Source organism: Shinella kummerowiae (assembly GCF_009827055.1).
Taxonomy (GTDB): domain Bacteria; phylum Pseudomonadota; class Alphaproteobacteria; order Rhizobiales; family Rhizobiaceae; genus Shinella; species Shinella kummerowiae.
Window position 1 is genome coordinate 733,057 of the sequence record NZ_WUMK01000001.1, and the last position, 18,961, is coordinate 752,017.

Here is an 18,961-nt window from a genome sequence, read left to right on the forward strand (position 1 = left end):
GGTTACCTGAAGAAAAAGGTAGTCCACATTGGGAATCGGGGAAATACCGGATATCAGCGCCCGGAACCGCAAATTCGGCGGGACCCTAACAAGGGCGGAAAAATATGTCAACAAACCTGACATATCTTGCTATAAATTACGCGGGGGCGGCACAGCATGAAAGGAAATGACAACGTGGCCCGACACATGCCGGACAGGAACGGCGGAAGCGAGCTGCACGAAGACGCCATGACGGGCGACGGGCGCATCGACTTCGAAATCATCGAAGGCCTGTTCTTCGCCTATCGCGACTTCATTTCCGATCCCGACGCGATCCTAGAAAAGAGCGGCTTCGGCCGCGCCCATCACCGCGTCGTGCACTTCGTCAACCGCGAGCCCGGCATGACGGTCGCCGACCTGCTCGACACGCTGAAGATAACCAAGCAGAGCCTGGCGCGTGTCTTGAAGGAACTCATCGATTCCGGCTATATCCAGCAGGTGGCAGGGCCTGAGGATCGCCGCCAGCGTAAGCTCTACCCGACGAAGGCCGGGCGGGAACTCGCTCTGGCGCTCGCCGAGCCGCAATCCCGCCGCATCGCCCGTGCATTTGAGGAGATGAACGCAAACGACCGTCGGGCGGTGATCCGGTTCCTCACCGGCATGCAGAACGCCAAGACCGAATGACAGACTGACTGGAGGACAAGACGATGACCGCTGCCGGCGCGCCCTCCGACGACGCTTCCCATCTTCTCGTCGTCGATGACGACACCCGTATCCGCGAGCTACTGAACCGCTACCTCATGGAGCAAGGTTTTCGCGTCACCGTCGCCGGTGACGCCGACGAGGCGCGGCGCAAGCTCCGGGGCCTGGATTTCGACTTGATCATCATGGACGTGATGATGCCCGGCGAAAGCGGCCTGTCGCTGACGAAGAGCCTGCGCGACATCCGCCCCGTGCCGATCCTGATGTTGACGGCGCTTGCCGAGTCCACGGCGCGCATCGAAGGCCTGGAGGCCGGCGCCGACGACTATCTGTCAAAACCGTTCGAACCGCGCGAACTGGTGCTTCGCATCAACAATATTTTGAAGCGCAATGCGACACCCTCCGCCCCCAAGATCGAGCAGGTCATGTTCGGCCCCTACACGTTCTCCATCGTGCGCAAGGAGCTGAAACGCGGTGGCGACACCATCCGCCTGACGGATCGCGAACAGGAGATCATGCTGCTCTTTTCGTTGCGGGCCGGCGAGACCATTCCGCGCCACGAACTGATCGGCGAAGAAACCGACGTGGGTGAACGTACTATCGACGTGCAGATCAACCGTTTGAGGCGTAAGATCGAGGAAGACCCTTCCAATCCGGTGTGGCTGCAGACCGTGCGCGGCATCGGCTATCGATTGAGCGTGGAGCAAGTCTGACCGTGTGCCGCCAACAGCCATTCCAGGACGCGTTCATCGCATCCTTCCCTGCGGAAATGCCGGTGCGATGACCACCTTCGAGACATTCAAGCGCGATATCGAACGCGCGCCGGCCCTTGGCTGGAAGCGTTTCGGCCGGTGGATGCGCCGCCAGCTTCCGACAGGCCTCTATGCGCGCGCGCTGCTCATCATCATCATCCCGATGGTGCTTCTCCAGTCCGTCGTGGCCTTCGTCTTCATGGAGCGCCATTGGCAGCTCGTGACACAGCGCCTTTCCACGGCCGTCACCCGCGACATTGCCGCCATTATCGACCTGATCGAAACCTATCCGCAGGACACCAACTATACCGAGATCGCCCGCATCGCGCGCGAAAGGCTGGAGCTCAACGTGGCGATCGAGCCCGGCACGGAGCTGCCGCCGCCGCGTTCGAAGCCGTTCTTCAACATCCTTGACGAGATCCTCAGCGAGGAAATCGTCCGGCAGATCCGCCGGCCCTTCTGGATCGATACGGTCGGCGAAAGCAATCTCGTCGAGATCCGCATCCTGCTCGACAACAAGGTCCTGCGCGTCTACGCGCGGCGCAACCAGGCCTACGCCTCCAACACGCACATCTTCCTGCTCTGGATGGTTGGCACCTCGCTCGTGCTGATCGGCATCTCCATCCTGTTCCTGCGCGGCCAGATCCGCCCGATCCTCAACCTGGCGCAAGCGGCCGAGAGTTTTGGCAAGGGCCAGAAGATGCGGGAGGACTTTGCACCGCGAGGCGCCGATGAAGTGCGCCGCGCCGGCCTCGCCTTCATCCTGATGCGCGAGCGCATCGAACGCCAGATGGAGCAGCGTACCGCCATGCTCACCGGCGTCAGCCACGACCTGCGCACCATCCTCACCCGCTTCAAGCTGCAGCTGGCACTGGCCGGCGACAATCCCGACCTGCAGGGCCTCAACAAGGACGTCGAGGACATGCAGACCATGCTCGAAGGCTATCTCTCCTTCGCGCGCGGCGATGCGGAAGAGGATGTCGGCGAGCTGCGGCTGTCGAACCTGTTCGAGAAGTTTTCGCTCGAGGCGGAACTGCATGACCGCGCCTTCTCCAGCGACATCGACGGGGAAGATGAGGTCATGGTGCGCCCGACCGCCTTCAGCCGCCTCGTCGGCAATCTGGTTTCCAATGCCATGCGCTATGCCAAGACCGTGCATGTCGAAGCACGTCACCGCGCCAAGTGGCTGACCATCACCGTGGATGATGACGGGCCGGGCATTCCCGAGCGTTCGCGCGATGATGTCTTCAAACCGTTCTTCCGCCTGGACGAAGCGCGCAATCTCGATGCGTCAGGCACCGGCTTGGGTCTCGCTATTGCCCGGGACATCGCCCGCAGCCATGGCGGCAATGTCACGCTCTCGGACAGCCCGATGGGCGGCCTGCGGGCGACGATCCGTATTCCAGCCTGATAGTCGAAGGGGTGAGCCGATGAACGACGAACCCTTCAACGATATGGCCTGGCTCAACCCGCCAGCCGCGACCTCGGTGCACGATGGCCATCTGCACGTCCGCACCGGTCTAAAGACCGATTTCTGGCAGCGCACCTACTATGGCTTCCAGCCGGACAGCGGCCATTTCCTGCATCGGCAATGGACCGGTGACTTCACCCTGGAAACGACCTTCCGCGGCCAATATCAAGCGCTCTACGATCAGGCGGGCCTGATGATCCGCCACGACGAAACGAACTGGGTGAAATGCGGCATCGAGTTCACCGATGGCGCGAAGCATATCAGCGTTGTCGTGACGCGCGGCCACTCGGATTGGTCCGCTTTCCGAGTCGATCACGATTTCGATCTGGTTTCGGTGCGCGTCACGCGCAATGGCGATGCGCTTTTCATTCAGTACCGGACAGACGCCATGACCGAATGGCGGGTGGCCCGCCTCGCCTACTTTCCACCAGGCTTTTCAGAGCTTTCCGTCGGGCTGATGGCCTGTTCGCCCCAGCGCGAGGGTTTCGAAGCTGAATTCACCGACTTCCGACTAGGGCCGCCAGTGTCGCGCGATATTCACTGACCTTTTCGGATCAGCACATCTTTTTGCCGTTCGGCACCGGGTGGTCGACGCTGGCGAGAACGATCGCGCCTGTTTCGTCCTCAAAGCCGAGCGTCAGCACTTCGGACCGCACCGGGCCGATCTGGCGCGGCGGAAAATTGACGACGGCAAGCACCTGGCGGCCGACGAGCTCTTCCAGCGTATAGTGCACGGTAATCTGCGCCGACGACTTCTTGGTGCCGATCTCCGGTCCGAAATCGATCGTCAGCTTGTAGGCCGGCTTGCGTGCTTCCGGGAAGGGCAGCGCCTCGATGATCGTGCCGACGCGAATGTCGACGCGTTCGAAATCAGCGTAGGTAATGGTCTCTGTCATGGAATATTCCTCGGAAGGCGATCAGCCCGCCAGTTCCTCGGCGCGCGTGCGGGCGGCGGCAATGGCCTTGTCGAAGAGCGGCTGCATGCCATCCTCCGCCATCAGAACGGACAGTGCCGCGGCCGTGGTGCCGCCGGGAGACGTCACGTTCTGGCGCAGGCGGCTGGCGTCGTCGGGGGACTGATGAAGCAATTCACCAGCCCCCGCGACGGTTTCCCGTGCGAGCCGCATGGCGAGGTCCGCCGGCAGGCCAGCTTTGCGACCTGCCTCCGCCATGCACTCGACGAGATAAAAGACATAAGCCGGGCCGCTGCCCGAGACCGCCGTGACGGCGTCGATATCGCCCTCGGTCGCGACCCATTCGACGGGGCCGCTCACCTTGAGCAAGGAATGCACGAAATCGCGCTGCGCTTCGGAAACACGCGCATTGGCGAAAGCACCGGTGACACCGCGACCGATCATTGCCGGCGTGTTGGGCATGGCACGCACGGTGGCGGCCTCGCCGAGATGGCTTTCGAGATTGGCGATCGTCTTGCCGGCTGCGACCGAGACGACGACGGTCTCAGGCCCGACGAGGCCCTTCAACGGCGGCAGGACCTGATCGATGACCTGCGGCTTCACGGCAACGAAGATCACGCCGGCTTTCACGCCGTCCGGCGCGGATGTTTCATGGCGTGCGCCGTTGTCGGCGATCAGCATGGCCATGGCGGGCTGCGGGCCGGGATCGATCACGATCACCGAGGAGCCGGAAAGGCCGCTCTTCAGCCAGCCGGCAAGCATGGCGCCGCCCATGTTTCCGGCGCCGATGAGAACGATGGGACCCAAGCCTGCAACCGTCATTGTCACGCTTCCCCGACTGTCTCGAAGAGCACCGCATCGACGGCGGACTGGGCGTCCATGCCGGACCAGACGACGAACTGGAAGGCCTGGAAATAGGCTTCGCAGGATTCGAGCGCGCTGGACAGCAACACCTCGACCTGTCGGTTCGTGGGCTCCGCACCGCCGGCCAGCAGCAGCGACTGACGGAAGATCACCACGTCCTCGCGGCGCCACAGATCGAAATGCCCCATGAGCACCTGACCGTTCACATGCGACAGCAGGCAATGCACTTCGGCGACCCGGCTTTCCGGAACCTTGATGTCGAAGGCGCAGGCAAGGTGCAGCGCTTCGAACTCTTCCATCCAGGAGAAGGAGACGTGGTAGTCCGCCCACTTGCCTTCGACGGTCATCGCGATCTCGTCTTCGCCCGACCGCTCGAACGTCCAATCATTGTTGGCTGCGACGAACTCGATCATGTCGACCGGGTTGGACTGACGTCCGATATCCAATTCCATAAGGCTCATGCATCACCTTCTAGGCCGGAAGGCATGCGCCATCGTGCTTACACACACGACGCGGCAAACCCAAACTCCGGATACAACACTGAATGATTGCTCGGCACTGCAAGCACTCTGGACGACTTACCCTGTCCGAAGCTTGCGCTGCCATTCTCGAATCATCATTTAAAATCAGTGTATAACGGCGGAGTCACGACGCCAGCCCCTGACCGCCCATTTTCTCCGCCCGGTTGTGGACAGAGGTTGTGAAAAAGATTCAGGTCGGGCGGGTAAGGGACTCTGCGAAAACAGCTTTTCGAAAGTGTCCACAGGGGTAAAAATTTTATTAAAAAAAACGGTTGGCGCGATGTGAATCACGCCAACCGAGTCCTGCCGGTCAAAACCTGTGCTGAAACGGTTCAGCCGTTGGTATTGAGGCGCGCTTCGAGGGCCTCGATGCGCTTCAGAAGCGCGTCGTTTTCATCGCGCGCCTTGATCGCCATCTCGCGCACCGCTTCGAACTCCTCGCGCTTGACGAGGTCCATGCCGTTGATGAAACGCTCGGCCTGGGCGCGGAACACCGTCTCCGCCTCCTTGCGCACACCCTGGGCGGCGCCGGCGGCATCGGTCATCAGCTTGGCGAAGTCGTCGAGAATGCGGTTCGCACCGGTGGTCATTGTCTGCCCTCCTCGGGTGTCGATGGTGGTTCTGCGGGCATTGTCATCCCGCGCCTTGGCACTGAGGTAGGGTCTGACGCCGCGCCTTGCAAGCGGATTCCGGTGGATCGGGCGCCTGTGGCGGCCGCTGCGGCTCCTCCATCACGATTTATCGCCTTGACCCTGCCACGAGGCGTCGCCATCTTCCGCGCAAAACAGGAAGATCAAAACCTTGACGAACATCGCCCAGCTTTTCGCCATCATGCCCTATCCGGAGATCGACCCGATCGCCTTTTCGATCGGCCCGGTCGCCGTCCACTGGTACGGCATCGCCTATGTCGTGGGCATCATGCTGGGCTGGCTCTATGCGCGCCGGCTGGTCGAAACGCCGCGGCTCTGGGCTGGCGACGCGCCGTTGACACGCGTGCAGCTTGACGATTTCCTCGTCTGGGCCGCCGTCGGCATCATTCTCGGCGGCCGTATCGGCTATATCCTGTTCTACGATTTTCCCAACGTGGCCGCCGACCCTCTGCGCGCCGTCCAGGTCTGGAACGGCGGCATGTCCTTCCACGGTGGCCTTGCCGGCACGACGCTTGCCATGATCCTGTTTGCCCGGCGCAACGGCATTGCAGTCTGGAGCCTGTTCGACATTGTCGCCGCGGTGGTGCCGATCGGCCTGTTCTTCGGCCGCATCGCCAATTTCGTCAACGGTGAACTCTGGGGCCGCCTTTCCGATGCGCCCTGGGCCGTGATCTTCCCGGAAGCCGGCCCCTTCGCCCGCCACCCGAGCCAGCTCTACGAGGCAGGCCTGGAAGGCATCGTGCTTCTCATCGTTCTGGCGATCGCCATCTACCGCTTCGGCGCACTGAAGCGCCCGGGCTTCGTCACCGGTCTCTTCGTTGCGGGCTACGCGCTCTCGCGCATCACGGTCGAATTCTTCCGTGAGCCGGACCCGCAACTCGGCTACCTCCTCGGCGGCTGGCTGACCATGGGCATGCTGTTGTCGCTGCCGATGCTGGTACTTGGCCTCTGGGCGATTGCTCGCGCCCGAGCGGCCCGTCCGGCCAGCGCCTGAGCGGACGGTCGCCCATGCCGACACCCCTCGCCCACAAGATCAAGGCGCTGATCAGAGTAAACGGTCCGATCAGCGTCACCGACTATTTCGCACTCTGCCTGGCCGATCCCGAGCACGGCTATTACCGTACCCGCGACCCTTTCGGCCGGGCCGGTGATTTTGTCACCGCACCGGAAGTGAGCCAGCTGTTCGGCGAAATGATCGGCATCTTCCTCGTACACGCCTGGCAGAAACATGGTGGGCCGACCGATGTGCGGATCGCCGAGATCGGTCCCGGCCGCGGCACGATGATGGCCGACATGCTGCGCGTCATCGCCAAGCTCGCGCCGCAGCTGTACGAGCACGCGACGATCCATCTCATCGAGACCAGCCCGAAGCTGCGGGCCGTCCAGCATGAGACGCTCGGCATGCACGCCGCCCGCATCACCTGGCACGATAGTTTCGAGGAACTGCCTGATGGCTTCGTGCTGCTTGCCGCCAACGAGCTTTTCGACGCCATACCGATCCGCCAGTTTATCAAGACCCCCTCCGGCTTCCGCGAGCGCATGGTCGGCCTCGATGCCAATGACGACCTGACCTTCGCCGCCGGCGTCGCGGGCCTCGATCCAGCCCTGCTGCCCGAGCATCACAAAAACGTTCCAAACGGCACGATCTTCGAGATCGCTCCCGCCCGTGAAGCGGTCATGGCGACGATCGGCGAACGCATCGCCCGCTTCGGCGGCACGGCATTGGCGATCGACTACGGTCATTTCGTCACCGGCTTCGGCGATACGCTTCAGGCCGTACTGAAACACGACTTCGACCCACCGCTCGCCCATCCCGGCGAGGCGGACCTGACAAGCCATGTCGATTTCGAGCGTCTTGCCGGTGCTGCCGCCGCGGCCGGCCTCCATGTGCACGGCATGCTGCACCAGGGCGATTTCCTCGTCGGCCTCGGCATCGGCGAACGCGCCTCAGCACTCGGCCGCCACCGCGACGAGGCGACGCAGCAATCGATCCTGAACGACGTCGCCCGGCTCGCCGGCTCCGGCGCGGGTAAAATGGGCGATCTTTTCAAGGTCTTGGCCGTCGGCAGCGCGCCGCTTTCCCTTTTTCCCTTCCGCAAGCCGGATTGACAGGGGGGGCAAGGCCGGACAACATCCGGCCCGATTTGCACCCCGCATGCCCCGGCGACATTCTTGCCTGGCGATCCGTCCCCAAGCCCAGCCGAGAGACCATGAAGGACCAAGCACTTCCCGCCCCGATCGAAAGTCCGCTGTTGGCAGAACGCGCCGGCAGCGCCGCCCAGCACGGCTTCTTCACCCGCATCGGCGGCGTGTCCGAAGGCATCTATCGCGGCCTCAATGTCGGCCTCGGCTCGAAGGACGAGCGCGAGAACGTCGTCGAGAATCGTGCGCGCATCGCCCGCTGGTTCTCCGCGGCACCCGATCGCCTTGCGACCGTGCACCAGGTCCATTCGCCGGATGTCGTGGTTGTCGATGACGGCTATGACGGTGCCCGCCCGGAGGCCGATGCGATGGTGAGCGCCACACCCGGCATCGTACTCGGCGTGCTGGCCGCCGATTGCGGCCCGATCCTGTTCTGCGATCCCGAGGCCCGCGTCGTCGGCGCCGCCCATGCCGGCTGGAAGGGAGCGCTCTACGGCGTGCTGGAAAGCACCATTGCCGCCATGGAAAAGCTCGGCGCAAGCCGGCAGAACATCCTCGCCAGCCTCGGCCCTTCGATCAGCCGGCGCAACTATGAGGTCGGCCCGGAATTCATCTCGCGTTTTCTTGGCGTCGACAAGGCCTATGCGCGTTACTTCACGCCGTCGGAAAAAACCGATCACGCAATGTTCGACCTGCCGGGCCTGACCACGCAACGCCTGAGCGATGCCGGCGTGACGGCGGAAAACCTGGATATCTGCACCTATCCCGACGAGGATCGTTTCTTCTCCTACCGGCGCACGACGCACCGGCAGGAACCCGACTACGGCCGCCAGATATCGGCGATCATGATACGGGCGTAACGCCCCAAACAGACAAAGACGACGGAGACACCACAATGGCACTTCACTTCGATACCGAGGAATACGCCAACCGGCTCCAGCGCCTGACCGCCCGCATGCGGGAGGAAAAGATCGACGCCATGCTGCTTTTCGCGCAAGAAAGCATGTACTGGCTGACCGGCTACGACACGTTCGGCTATTGCTTCTTCCAGACGCTGGTGGTGAAGGCGGATGGCAACATGGTGCTGCTGACGCGTTCGGCGGACCTGCGTCAGGCACGCCACACCTCCAACATCGGGAAAATCGAGATCTGGATCGACCGCATGAATGCGGATCCGACGATGGATTTGAAAAACCTGCTGTCCGATCTGGATCTGCTCGGCTGCCGCATCGGTGTTGAATACGACACGCACGGCCTGACCGGCCGCAACGCACGCCTGCTCGACAACCAGCTCCAGAGTTTCGGCCAGATCGTCGATGCCTCGAACATCGTCAGCCGGCTCCGCCTCATCAAGAGCCCCGCCGAGATCGCCTATGTCGAGCGTGCGGCCGTGCTCTCGGACGAGGCGCTGGCGGCCGCGCTGCCGCTCATCGTGCCGGGTGGCGACGAGGCAGCGATCCTTGCGGCCCTACAGGGTGCGGTGCTTGCCGGCGGCGGCGATTATCCCGCCAACGAATTCGTCATCGGCTCGGGCATCGATGCCCTGCTCTGCCGCTCGAAATCCGGCCGACGCCGGCTCGATGCCCAGGACCAGTTGACGATCGAATGGGCCGGCGTTAGCGCCCGGTATCATGCGCCCATGATGCGCACCGCGCTCATCGGCGAGCCGACCGCCCGCCATCGCGAACTCTACAGCACCTGCCGCGAGGCCATACAGGCGATGGAAATGGTGCTTCGGCCCGGCAACACATTCGGCACCGTCTTCGAGACCTTTGCCCGCATCATCGATGAACGCGGCCTCGCCCGCCATCGGCTGAACACCTGCGGATATTCGGTCGGCGCCCGCTTCGCCCCCTCGTGGATGGACCTGCAGACATTCCTCCTCGGCAACCCTCAGGAAATCGAGCCGAACATGTCGCTCTTCGTGCATACGATCATTTTCGATTCCGATACCGGCACCGCGATGACGCTCGGCCAGACCTATCTGACGACGACCGACACGCCGAAGCCGCTGTCACGCTACGGCCTCGATTTCATCGAGGTATGAGGGGTCGATCGCCAGCCTGCCAGATCCCGCAATTGACAGGCCCTGGGGCGCCACCCATAAATTGCTGCGGGAAACGGAGGCCGCTCAGCCTTCGCAGGACACGGACGAGAACAATGCAAGAGCTGATAAAGCGACTGGCACTGATCGGCCTGGTTGCCGCCCTTGCCGGCTGCAACAGCACGGACGCGCTGACACCGCAGGTCGACGTCGGCGGCGGGTTCAATTCGCCGCCTGTCACTCAGAACGACCTCGATCAGATGAGTGCCCAGACCACACCGGTTACCACGACGCCGGTCACCACGACGACCCAGACAACGGCGTTTACGCCGGCGGCCGAGGCCGGCAACACGACGGGCGCGGATACGGCCGGCTCGCTGGAAGGCCAGGCCGAGGCGCTGGCCCGTAACAATGCCAGCCGTAACACGGCACAATCCGACGCAGCACTTTCCCGCACAGCAGCGCAACGCTCGCTCGCTGCGGAAACGTCGACCGGCGCGGAAGAGGTTGCCGCTGTCTCGCCTGCTGCGGAGGCTGGAGAGACCATCCGCTTCCTGCCAATCATCGGCGCACCGGTCGAGGCCGTCACCCCGCTCTCCAAGCGCCTAGGCGCTGAAGCCCGCTCGAACGGCCTGAAGATCCGCAGCGCCTCCGACAGTTCCAGCAAATACATCCTGAAGGGCTATTTCTCCGCCTTGAACGACGGTGGCAAGACGACCGTCGTCTATGTCTGGGACGTGCTCGATGGCAGCGGCGCGCGGCTGCATCGCATCCAGGGGCAGGAAACCGTCTCGGGCACCGCGTCGGATCCGTGGGCGGCCGTACCCTCCCGCACGATGGAAGGCATCGCCCAGAAGACGATCCGCCAATATCTCGACTGGCGAGGTACCGCACCAGGTTAACGCTGCTGAAACGGTAAATCACAGCGAAATGCGAAGATTCGCTTTTCCGATGCGGCAAGGCCCTTGCATTCGCGGTTTGAGCCGCTTAAAGGCCCCCCATCGAGCATAATCCACAGGCGGACCATAAATGAAGGTTTTCGCGGGTAATTCGAACCGGCTTCTGGCCGAAGCGATCTGCAATTATCTGAATGTCCCGCTCGGCCGTGCCACGGTCAGACGCTTCGCAGACCAGGAAATCTTCGTTGAAATCCAGGAGAATGTGCGTGGCGAGGACGTTTTCGTCGTTCAATCGACCTCGTTCCCGACCAACGACCACCTGATGGAAATGTTGATCATGATCGATGCCATGCGCCGCTCCTCGGCGCGCCGCATCACGGCCGTGATCCCCTATTTCGGTTACGCCCGCCAGGACCGCAAACCCGGCCCGCGCACGCCGATTTCCGCCAAGCTCGTCGCCAACCTGATCACCGAAGCCGGCGCCGACCGCGTGCTGACGCTCGATCTTCACGCTGGCCAGATCCAGGGCTTCTTCGACATTCCGACGGACAACCTCTACGCCGTGCCGATCCTGGCGCGTGACGTGAAGGAAAACTACAATCTCGAAAACGTCATGGTCGTTTCGCCCGACGTCGGTGGCGTGGTGCGCGCCCGCGCACTGGCCAAGCGTCTCGATTGCCAGCTGGCGATCGTCGACAAGCGCCGCGAACGCGCCGGCGAATCCGAAGTCATGAATGTCATCGGCGATGTGACCGGCAAGGACTGTCTGCTGATCGACGACATCGTCGATTCCGGCGGCACGCTCTGCAACGCCGCCGAGGCGCTGCTCAAGAACGGCGCGACCAGCGTCACCGCCTATATCACACACGGCGTACTGTCCGGTGGCGCCGTGGCGCGCGTCACCTCCTCCAAGCTCAAGGAACTTGTGATCACCGACTCGATCCAGCCGACCACGGCGGTCCAGTCGGCGCACAATATCCGCGTCATCTCGACGGCCAATCTGCTCGGCGAAGCGATCAACCGCACCAGCGCCGAAGAGTCGGTTTCGAGCCTTTTCGACTGACGCCAATCCGGCAGTCACAGGCCCAGGCAGCCTACGCTCCGCGTAGGTTGCGCTCCACTGCGGCCTGGTTCAACCAGCCCCTGCTTTTTACCCTGGCGCCGATACCGGACCCGTTCGTTTTGCGATAGGGTCCGCAGAGATTCGCTTGGAGGACACCATGATATCGACGTCTTTCTTTTCCCGGCTGGCGGGACGCATAGCCATTCTTCTCGCCGCCGGCACGCTGGCAGCCTGCCAGGTCGACGTTGACCAGGGCGGCGGCTACGATCCGGGCCCGCAGATGTGCACCAGGGAATACAACCCGGTTTGCGGTTCGCGCCGTGGCGATCTCCAGACATTCGCCAATGCCTGCGAGGCTCGCTCCAGCGGCTTCCAGATCGTCGGCCGTGGTGAATGCCGCATTGGCGGTCGTCCGGATCCCCGTCCCGATGAAGGCCGTGCCTGCACACGCGAGTATGCACCGGTCTGCGGCGCGCGCGGTCGTGACCGCCAGACATTCGCCAATTCCTGCGAGGCGCGCTCGAGCGGCTTCGACGTCATCGGCCGCGGCGAGTGCCAGATCCGCCGTCCCGATAACGGCGACGGCTGGGATCGCCCGCGTGATCGTGATCGCGATCGCGACGACGACCGCAGCAACCGCGAGCGCGAACGGGATCGCAACCGTGACGGCGGCGACCGTGAGCGCCCGCGCGACCAGCGCGCCTGTACGATGGAATACAATCCGGTCTGCGGACAGCGCGGCCGTGACATCAAGACCTTCGGCAACACCTGCTCTGCTGGCGCTGCGGGCTACCGGGTCATTCGCCCCGGCGAGTGCCCTGCACGCTGAGCATCAGTTCTACCAATGCGCATGACCAGAACCCCGCCGTCCAAACGGCGGGGTTTTGCATTTGAGCCAACCGGATGACGTTCAGCGTGCCGGCAACGGGCAGGCCTCGCCGCCGCCAAACAGACGGGATCGCGTGAGGAAGCGTTTCTCTCGCCCGTTGTCGAGCGAGAACATGCCACCGCGGCCGGGCACGACGTCGATGATGAGCTGCGTGTGTTGCCACACCCCGAACTGGCTCTCGCTGATATAGACCGGCACGCCACCGATCTCGCCGAGCTTCACGTCCCGGTCGCCGACGATGTAGTCGTCCGCCGGGTAGCACATCGGCGACGAGCCGTCGCAACATCCGCCCGACTGGTGGAACAGGATTTCCGGATGATCCGCCTGGATCTCCCGAATGAACGCAAGCGCGGCATCGGTCGCCACCACGCGCGGTTCAGTCGCAATTTCTGACATGGCAGGCTCCCTTGACGCGTTTTCCCTCCCCCCGGGCAGCGGGGAGAGGGATGGGGCGTGGAGCAATGGCCGGCAAGCTCCACCACCCGTCGATCGCCTTCTCATGGGGAGGCCACCGAGAAGGACGGGCGGCCGCTCAGAAGAAACCGAGCGCCTTGGGAGAGTAGCTGACCAGCATGTTCTTGGTCTGCTGGTAGTGGTCGAGCATCATCTTGTGCGTCTCGCGGCCGATGCCCGACTGCTTGTAGCCACCGAAGGCCGCATGGGCAGGATAGGCATGGTAGCAGTTGGTCCACACACGGCCGGCCTGGATGTCACGGCCGAAGTGGTAGCAGCGGTTCGCCTCGCGGCTCCACACGCCGGCACCGAGGCCATAGAGCGTGTCGTTGGCGATGGCGAGCGCCTCCGCGTCGTCCTTGAAGGTCGTGACCGAGACGACCGGTCCGAAGATTTCCTCCTGGAAGACACGCATCTTGTTGTGACCGCGGAAGACGGTCGGCTTGACGTAATAGCCGCCGGAAAGGTCGCCGCCGAGGTCGTTGCGTCCGCCGCCGGTCAGCACTTCCGCGCCTTCCTGCCGGCCGATGTCGATATAGGACAGGATCTTTTCCAGCTGCTCGGAGGACGCCTGCGCCCCGATCATCGTCGCGGTGTCGAGCGGATTGCCCTGCACGATCTTCTCGACGCGCTGGATCGCCTTTTCCATGAAGCGGTCATAGATCTTCTCATGCACCAGCGCGCGGCTCGGGCAGGTGCAGACCTCGCCCTGATTCAGCGCAAACATCGCAAAACCTTCCAGCGCCTTGTCGAGATAGTCGTCGTCCTCGTTCATCACGTCGGAAAAGAAGATGTTCGGCGACTTGCCGCCCAGCTCCAGCGTGACCGGAATGAGGTTCTGGCTGGCATATTGCATGATCAGGCGGCCGGTCGTCGTCTCGCCGGTAAACGCGATCTTGGCGATGCGCGGGTTGGAGGCAAGCGGCTTGCCGGCTTCCAGCCCGAAACCGTTGACAATGTTGAGCACGCCGGCCGGCAGCAGGTCGCCGATCAGCTCGGCCCAGACGAGGATCGAGGACGGCGTCTGTTCAGCGGGCTTCAGCACCACGCAGTTGCCGGCGGCAAGGGCCGGCGCCAGCTTCCAGGCAGCCATCAGGATCGGGAAGTTCCAGGGGATGATCTGGCCCACGACGCCGAGCGGCTCGTGGAAGTGATAGGCAATCGTGTCGTGATCGACCTCGCCGATCGAGCCTTCCTGCGCGCGAACGCAGGACGCGAAATAGCGGAAATGGTCGATGGCGAGTGGAATGTCAGCGGCAAGCGTCTCACGCAACGGCTTGCCGTTGTCCCAGGTTTCCGCGCGGGCGAGCAGGTCGAGATTGTCCTCCATACGCTGCGCGATCTTCATGAGGATGTTGGAGCGCTCGGTTGCCGAGGTGCGGCCCCACTTGTCCTTGGCGGCGTGGGCTGCGTCGAGGGCGAGCTCGATGTCGGCAGCGTCGGAGCGCGCGATTTCGCAGAGTTTGCCGCCGGTGATCGGCGTGATGTTGTCGAAGTAGCGGCCCGCGACCGGTTCCTTCCATTCACCACCGATGAAATTGCCGTACTTCGCCTTGTACGGATTCTCGACGATCTTCTGATGCAGCATGTCAATTCCTCCCAAAGAGACCCGGCTGGGCCGTCGAGAGCATGGTGCTGTGCTTCACGGGAGGGTGGTAGAGGTGGGCCAGCAATGGCGGCGAGGACTGTTTCAGAATTGAGACAGGTGGGCGCGACAGGCTGTGCTGCGCTGCAGCATTCCGGACATTCAGTTGATGGAGAGCTTCTTCATCTTCCGGTAAAGCGTCGCGCGGCTGATGCCGAGCAGGTCCGCCGCCTGGCTGACATTGCCACCGGCCCGCGTCAGGACGCGGCGAAGGGCGGCGCGCTCCGCGTCGTCGAGGTCACGCCCCTCCTCCGCCCGGTCCTCATGCAGCAGGTCGGAGGCAGCAATGCCCGTGGCGATCCGCCGGTCGTCGAGGCCAAGCATCTGGCGCGCGGCGCGGGTGGCCCCCAGCACGAGATCGTCGCGGTCCACCGCCAGCAATGCCGGCGCGGTCCTGCTTTCAGCCGGCACGAGCAGGATGCGGGCGGTCGAGAAGGCGCGGCGGAAAAGGCCGGCCTCGATGCGGGCTGCGGCATCGCGCACCGCTTGCGAGAGGATCGACATGGTCATGTCATTGGCATCGTCGCGGCAGGTGGAAATGTCGATGGCGGCAGCGATACGACCGGTATGATCGCGGATCGGTGCCGTGGTGCAGGACAGCCCGGTGTTTTGCGAGAGGAAATGCTGATCGCGCAGAATGAGCACCGGCCGCTCGTCGGCCAAAGCCGTGCCGATACCGTTGGTGCCGACGCTCGCCTCGCTCCAGACCGTGCCGGACCACAGCCCGACACCACGGAAATCGCGGTCGTCGCCCGCAGCACCGCGCCGTTCGAGCGCTATGCCGTTCTCGTCCGTCAGCAGAAGGCAGCAACCGGCCTTGCCGACTGTGGCGAAAAGCCGGTCGATCTCGCCGCGCGCCTCTTCGATCAGCACGCTGGAGCGGGTGCGGGCATGATGGAATTCGGATTCCGTCAGCCGCCACGGCACGCGGGCCTCTTCCGGCGTCAGGCCGTGCAGGGTCAGGCAGCGCCGCCAGGAAGCGGCAACAGGGGAACTCGCCGCCGCCGACGCATGGGCCGCAACGGTGTTCACATGATCCGCGTGATCGAAACGCGCAGACATCCGCTCTCCTCCCCGAAAGCTTCCGACCGATCGTCGCATGAAAATACAACGCATCGGACTATAGCCATGTTTCGGACGACGGGTCCAGCCGGACGAAGGTCCAAGATCGGGTCGACGTCTTGGCGGGCTGGTGTTTGACCTGCCGGCAGTGTCAGAAGCCTGTTTTCAAGCCCCGCGCCGCCTGTTACCAGTGCAGCACATCCTTTTCAGCATCGATCCTGCCATGTTCCGTGACTTTTCCGCCCAAGCCCTGTTCATGGGCCTGCTCACCGCCTTCGTCGGTTTTGCCAGTTCCTTCGCCGTCGTCCTGCACGGACTGACAGGTGTCGGCGCGACGGAGGCCCAGGCCGCGTCCGGCCTGATGGCGCTGTCCGTATCGATGGGCGTTTGCGCCATCGTGCTCAGCGCCGCGACGCGCCTGCCGGTTTCCATCGCCTGGTCGACGCCGGGTGCGGCACTGCTCGCCAGTTCCGGCGCGGTTGAGGGCGGATTTGCCACCGCTGTCGGCGGCTTTCTCGTCTGCGCCGTGCTGATCATCATTGCCGGCCTATGGAAACCGCTTGGCCGCATGGTCGCGGCCATTCCGGCGACACTCGCCAATGCCATGCTCGCCGGCGTGCTGATCGGGCTGTGTTTTGCACCGGTGAAGGCCATTGCTTTCGACCCGCTGCTCGGCCTGCCCATCGTCATCGCCTGGGTCGTCGTCGGTGCCATCAACCGCCTTTACGCCGTGCCGGCAGCGCTGGCCGCCTTCGTCTTGGTGCTCGCCTTCGGCATCGACATTCCGGACGGCGCCTTAAGCGGGCTCGGTCCGTCCCTGCTGCCGAAGCCGGAACTGGTGATGCCCGCCTTCACGCTTTCCGGCCTTGTCGGCATTGCGCTGCCGCTCTTCATCGTCACCATGGCGTCGCAGAACATTCCGGGCATCGCCGTGCTGAAGGTGAACCACTACGAGCCGAAACCCGGCCCGCTGTTTGCCGTCACCGGCTTCTTTTCCCTGCTCTCCGCCCCCTTTGGCGGCCATGCGGTCAACCTTGCCGCCATCACCGCCGCCATGTGCGCCGGCAGCGATGCCCATCCCGACCCGGCAAAACGCTATTGGTCGGCGATCAATGCGGGCATCTTCTATGTGATCTTCGGGCTTGCCGCCGGCGCGGTCACGGCCTTTGTCAGCCTCGCCCCGCCGATCCTCATTCAGGCCGTTGCCGGCCTTGCACTGGTGAGTGCATTCGCCGGCTCGGCACTCAACGCCTTCAAGGAACCGGAGAGCCGCGAGGCGGCGGCGGTGACCTTCCTCGTCACCGCCTCGGGTGTTTCCTTCGCCGGCATTTCCGGCGCGTTCTGGGGATTGATCGGCGGCGGGCTGATGCTGGCGCTCGCCCGGTTCACGGCAAAGCGCCGCGGTTGAACCCTACTGCTGGAACGGCAACGGCTGACCATTGATCAGCACCTTGCCGTCTTCCCCGACCTTGAGATCCCAGGCCTGGGTCCCGCCGCCCGCGTCGCGCGCGAGCCCCTTCATCATCAGCAGCCCGAAAGCCGCCTGGCCGAACTGCGGCACCGTGGCGGCGTTCTTCTGGAGATAGGCGACGGTCTTGTCGAACTCGCGCATGGTGATCGTCACGTCGGCGCTGTGGCGGTCCTTCTGTTCGGGATAGACCAGCATCCTGCCGGAAAGGTGCACGTCGTAGATCGGCGAGACGGCGGAAACATCCTCGAACTCGACCGTCATCGAGCCATCCGGCAGCACGATCTTGCCGAGCTCCTTGTTCTGCTCCTCCGTCAACGGCTCCGGCTTGGTGAAATCCGCATGGTCGACCAGATAGTTGACGGCACCGGCAAGATCCAGATTGGCGACGGCCGCCTTGAATGTCGCCCGATCGGGCACCGCCTCGACGAAGGCAGCCGGCAACACGCCAGCCGGCGTCTTCGGCTTTTCCACGCCGAAACCGAAGCCAACGCGCGTGGAATGGGCGATGCCGTTCATGTCGATATTATAGGTAACGGTGTCGGCCCCGAAATTGCCCTTGTCCGTATTGACCGTGACATTGGATGCCTTGATCGTTTCCGTCAGATTGTCGAAGACTGGTAGGGACGCGCGCAACATCTCCTTCAGCCGCGCGGCATCCGCCGCCTCGAGCGTGTCCTTATACATGTTGTCGAGAATGAAGAAGACGAGGTCCTGCATGACCTTGTACCGGGCGCCATCCATGCTGACATCGATATCGATCGTATCGGCACCAATATCGACCCGGCCGCTCGGTCCGCCGGTGATCGTTTCGGCAAAGGCCTTCATCACACCCGTGCTCGTCACGTCGAGCGTGCCCTCGCCCCGCTTCTCGGCCGCCACGCGCATCGCGGTTTCGCCGAAGCTGGCCGTGACGCTCTCCTGCGGCGAGGTGGTGGAAAAGGCCAGCTTCTGTGCCGTCCAGTCTGCGGACGTAAAATAGAGAATCTCCGGATCATAGATCCCGTCGAGCTTCATCGAATCGATGAGATAGGTGAAGGCGTTCTTGCCGGGCGCCGCATCGACCGTGCCCTTGATGTCGAAACTGTCGTTCGCCTCGATACGATAGGTGCCCTCCGGCATCGGCCTGAGATAGGCGGTCATCGGCTTCAGGCCTTCGACCTTCACGGCCCCCGTCTTCGCCTTTTCGAGCAGCACCGTCGGGTTGAAGCGCAGTTCGTAGAACGAGGACGCCGCCTTGACGGTCACGAGACCCGCGTCGACCATCTCCTTCGGCAGGTAGCGGGTGAGCTTCTGCTGGATGCTTTCGGCCTCGGACGGCGAAACCTGCTGGGCCAGGGCGGGGCTCGAAAATACGAGCGCACATGCGGCCGAGGCCATCAGGATCTGTCGTCTCATTGTGGTCTCCTTCGCCGAACTGTATTCTACCGAACATCCAATCAC

Annotated in this window: 20 protein-coding genes; 12 read left to right on the forward strand and 8 right to left on the reverse strand. The window is 63.4% G+C overall.

The genetic code is table 11. The features are described from left to right. Positions 1-186: 186 nt before the first annotated feature. The 4 genes from GR138_RS03410 (at position 187) to GR138_RS03425 (ending at position 3,448) form a co-directional block, all read left to right on the forward strand. Positions 187-663, forward strand: coding sequence for a MarR family winged helix-turn-helix transcriptional regulator (locus tag GR138_RS03410; RefSeq protein ID WP_202402510.1), 477 nt, complete (start codon positions 187-189; stop codon positions 661-663). A gap of 23 nt (positions 664-686) precedes the next feature. Then, positions 687-1,394, forward strand: a complete 708-nt coding sequence (locus GR138_RS03415; RefSeq protein WP_160857187.1) for a response regulator — start codon at positions 687-689, stop codon at positions 1,392-1,394. Positions 1,395-1,461: 67 nt separating this feature from the next. Continuing rightward, positions 1,462-2,844: an ATP-binding protein gene (locus GR138_RS03420; protein ID WP_160857188.1), complete on the forward strand. Its 1,383-nt coding sequence runs from the start codon at positions 1,462-1,464 to the stop codon at positions 2,842-2,844. Between the two features lie 19 nt (positions 2,845-2,863). Beyond that, positions 2,864-3,448, forward strand: coding sequence for a DUF1349 domain-containing protein (locus GR138_RS03425; protein WP_160857189.1), 585 nt, complete (start codon positions 2,864-2,866; stop codon positions 3,446-3,448). A gap of 10 nt (positions 3,449-3,458) precedes the next feature. On the opposite strand, the gene GR138_RS03430 is transcribed toward GR138_RS03425, so the two are convergent. The 4 genes from GR138_RS03430 to GR138_RS03445 all read right to left on the reverse strand — a co-directional run bounded on the left by GR138_RS03430 (position 3,459) and on the right by GR138_RS03445 (position 5,793). Further along, positions 3,459-3,800, reverse strand: coding sequence for a tRNA-binding protein (locus GR138_RS03430; protein WP_160857190.1), 342 nt, complete (start codon positions 3,798-3,800; stop codon positions 3,459-3,461). Between the two features lie 21 nt (positions 3,801-3,821). After that, on the reverse strand, positions 3,822-4,640 hold the full coding sequence (gene proC / locus GR138_RS03435; protein WP_160857191.1) for a pyrroline-5-carboxylate reductase: 819 nt from the start codon (positions 4,638-4,640) through the stop codon (positions 3,822-3,824). Between the two features lie 2 nt (positions 4,641-4,642). Continuing rightward, on the reverse strand, positions 4,643-5,143 hold the full coding sequence (locus GR138_RS03440; protein ID WP_160857192.1) for a type III secretion system chaperone family protein: 501 nt from the start codon (positions 5,141-5,143) through the stop codon (positions 4,643-4,645). A gap of 392 nt (positions 5,144-5,535) precedes the next feature. Further along, a complete protein-coding gene (locus GR138_RS03445) occupies positions 5,536-5,793 on the reverse strand; it encodes an accessory factor UbiK family protein (RefSeq protein WP_160857193.1) in 258 nt (85 codons plus the stop codon). 241 nt (positions 5,794-6,034) lie between these two features. On the opposite strand from GR138_RS03445, the gene lgt reads away from it, so the two are divergent. The 7 genes from lgt (at position 6,035) to GR138_RS03480 (ending at position 12,830) form a co-directional block, all read left to right on the forward strand. Beyond that, positions 6,035-6,847, forward strand: coding sequence for a prolipoprotein diacylglyceryl transferase (lgt, locus tag GR138_RS03450; RefSeq protein WP_420853611.1), 813 nt, complete (start codon positions 6,035-6,037; stop codon positions 6,845-6,847). A 14-nt stretch (positions 6,848-6,861) separates the two neighbouring features. Further along, positions 6,862-7,962: a class I SAM-dependent methyltransferase gene (locus GR138_RS03455; protein WP_160857195.1), complete on the forward strand. Its 1,101-nt coding sequence runs from the start codon at positions 6,862-6,864 to the stop codon at positions 7,960-7,962. A 101-nt stretch (positions 7,963-8,063) separates the two neighbouring features. Continuing rightward, a complete protein-coding gene (pgeF, locus tag GR138_RS03460; protein ID WP_160857196.1) occupies positions 8,064-8,855 on the forward strand; it encodes a peptidoglycan editing factor PgeF in 792 nt (263 codons plus the stop codon). A gap of 35 nt (positions 8,856-8,890) precedes the next feature. Further along, positions 8,891-10,042: a M24 family metallopeptidase gene (locus tag GR138_RS03465; protein WP_160857197.1), complete on the forward strand. Its 1,152-nt coding sequence runs from the start codon at positions 8,891-8,893 to the stop codon at positions 10,040-10,042. 113 nt (positions 10,043-10,155) lie between these two features. Further along, complete coding sequence (locus tag GR138_RS03470; protein WP_160857198.1) at positions 10,156-10,941, forward strand: hypothetical protein; 786 nt, start codon at positions 10,156-10,158, stop codon at positions 10,939-10,941. Positions 10,942-11,068: 127 nt separating this feature from the next. Next, the gene (locus GR138_RS03475; RefSeq protein ID WP_160857199.1) at positions 11,069-12,001 is read left to right on the forward strand and encodes a ribose-phosphate pyrophosphokinase; all 933 of its coding nucleotides are present in this window, start codon (positions 11,069-11,071) and stop codon (positions 11,999-12,001) included. 157 nt (positions 12,002-12,158) lie between these two features. Continuing rightward, a complete protein-coding gene (locus GR138_RS03480; RefSeq protein WP_160857200.1) occupies positions 12,159-12,830 on the forward strand; it encodes a Kazal-type serine protease inhibitor family protein in 672 nt (223 codons plus the stop codon). Positions 12,831-12,911: 81 nt separating this feature from the next. Here GR138_RS03480 and GR138_RS03485 read toward each other — a convergent pair whose 3' ends face one another. From GR138_RS03485 to GR138_RS03495, 3 genes are all read right to left on the reverse strand, one after another. Beyond that, positions 12,912-13,286 (reverse strand): DUF779 domain-containing protein, encoded by a 375-nt coding sequence (locus GR138_RS03485; RefSeq protein WP_160857201.1) that lies wholly within the window; start codon positions 13,284-13,286, stop codon positions 12,912-12,914. Between the two features lie 136 nt (positions 13,287-13,422). Next, positions 13,423-14,931, reverse strand: a complete 1,509-nt coding sequence (adh, locus tag GR138_RS03490) for an aldehyde dehydrogenase (RefSeq protein ID WP_160857202.1) — start codon at positions 14,929-14,931, stop codon at positions 13,423-13,425. Positions 14,932-15,090: 159 nt separating this feature from the next. Next, a complete protein-coding gene (locus GR138_RS03495; RefSeq protein ID WP_160857203.1) occupies positions 15,091-16,050 on the reverse strand; it encodes a helix-turn-helix domain-containing protein in 960 nt (319 codons plus the stop codon). A 223-nt stretch (positions 16,051-16,273) separates the two neighbouring features. On the opposite strand from GR138_RS03495, the gene GR138_RS03500 reads away from it, so the two are divergent. Further along, entirely contained in the window at positions 16,274-17,458 is a 1,185-nt protein-coding gene (locus GR138_RS03500; protein WP_160857204.1) for a benzoate/H(+) symporter BenE family transporter, read from the forward strand. 3 nt (positions 17,459-17,461) lie between these two features. Here GR138_RS03500 and GR138_RS03505 read toward each other — a convergent pair whose 3' ends face one another. After that, entirely contained in the window at positions 17,462-18,916 is a 1,455-nt protein-coding gene (locus GR138_RS03505) for a hypothetical protein (RefSeq protein WP_160857205.1), read from the reverse strand. Positions 18,917-18,961 lie beyond the last annotated feature (45 nt).

Coding starts and splice junctions, on each gene's coding strand:
- GR138_RS03470 (WP_160857198.1), top strand. CDS start 10,156: ATGCAAGAGCTGATAAAGCGACTGGCACTGATCGGCCTGGTTGCCGCC.
- GR138_RS03425 (WP_160857189.1), top strand. CDS start 2,864: ATGAACGACGAACCCTTCAACGATATGGCCTGGCTCAACCCGCCAGCC.
- adh (WP_160857202.1), bottom strand. CDS start 14,931: ATGCTGCATCAGAAGATCGTCGAGAATCCGTACAAGGCGAAGTACGGC.
- GR138_RS03485 (WP_160857201.1), bottom strand. CDS start 13,286: ATGTCAGAAATTGCGACTGAACCGCGCGTGGTGGCGACCGATGCCGCG.
- GR138_RS03455 (WP_160857195.1), top strand. CDS start 6,862: ATGCCGACACCCCTCGCCCACAAGATCAAGGCGCTGATCAGAGTAAAC.
- GR138_RS03495 (WP_160857203.1), bottom strand. CDS start 16,050: ATGTCTGCGCGTTTCGATCACGCGGATCATGTGAACACCGTTGCGGCC.
- GR138_RS03430 (WP_160857190.1), bottom strand. CDS start 3,800: ATGACAGAGACCATTACCTACGCTGATTTCGAACGCGTCGACATTCGC.
- proC (WP_160857191.1), bottom strand. CDS start 4,640: ATGACGGTTGCAGGCTTGGGTCCCATCGTTCTCATCGGCGCCGGAAAC.
- GR138_RS03415 (WP_160857187.1), top strand. CDS start 687: ATGACCGCTGCCGGCGCGCCCTCCGACGACGCTTCCCATCTTCTCGTC.
- GR138_RS03500 (WP_160857204.1), top strand. CDS start 16,274: ATGTTCCGTGACTTTTCCGCCCAAGCCCTGTTCATGGGCCTGCTCACC.
- lgt (WP_420853611.1), top strand. CDS start 6,035: ATGCCCTATCCGGAGATCGACCCGATCGCCTTTTCGATCGGCCCGGTC.
- GR138_RS03505 (WP_160857205.1), bottom strand. CDS start 18,916: ATGAGACGACAGATCCTGATGGCCTCGGCCGCATGTGCGCTCGTATTT.
- GR138_RS03420 (WP_160857188.1), top strand. CDS start 1,462: ATGACCACCTTCGAGACATTCAAGCGCGATATCGAACGCGCGCCGGCC.
- GR138_RS03440 (WP_160857192.1), bottom strand. CDS start 5,143: ATGAGCCTTATGGAATTGGATATCGGACGTCAGTCCAACCCGGTCGAC.
- GR138_RS03445 (WP_160857193.1), bottom strand. CDS start 5,793: ATGACCACCGGTGCGAACCGCATTCTCGACGACTTCGCCAAGCTGATG.
- pgeF (WP_160857196.1), top strand. CDS start 8,064: ATGAAGGACCAAGCACTTCCCGCCCCGATCGAAAGTCCGCTGTTGGCA.
- GR138_RS03480 (WP_160857200.1), top strand. CDS start 12,159: ATGATATCGACGTCTTTCTTTTCCCGGCTGGCGGGACGCATAGCCATT.
- GR138_RS03410 (WP_202402510.1), top strand. CDS start 187: ATGCCGGACAGGAACGGCGGAAGCGAGCTGCACGAAGACGCCATGACG.
- GR138_RS03475 (WP_160857199.1), top strand. CDS start 11,069: ATGAAGGTTTTCGCGGGTAATTCGAACCGGCTTCTGGCCGAAGCGATC.
- GR138_RS03465 (WP_160857197.1), top strand. CDS start 8,891: ATGGCACTTCACTTCGATACCGAGGAATACGCCAACCGGCTCCAGCGC.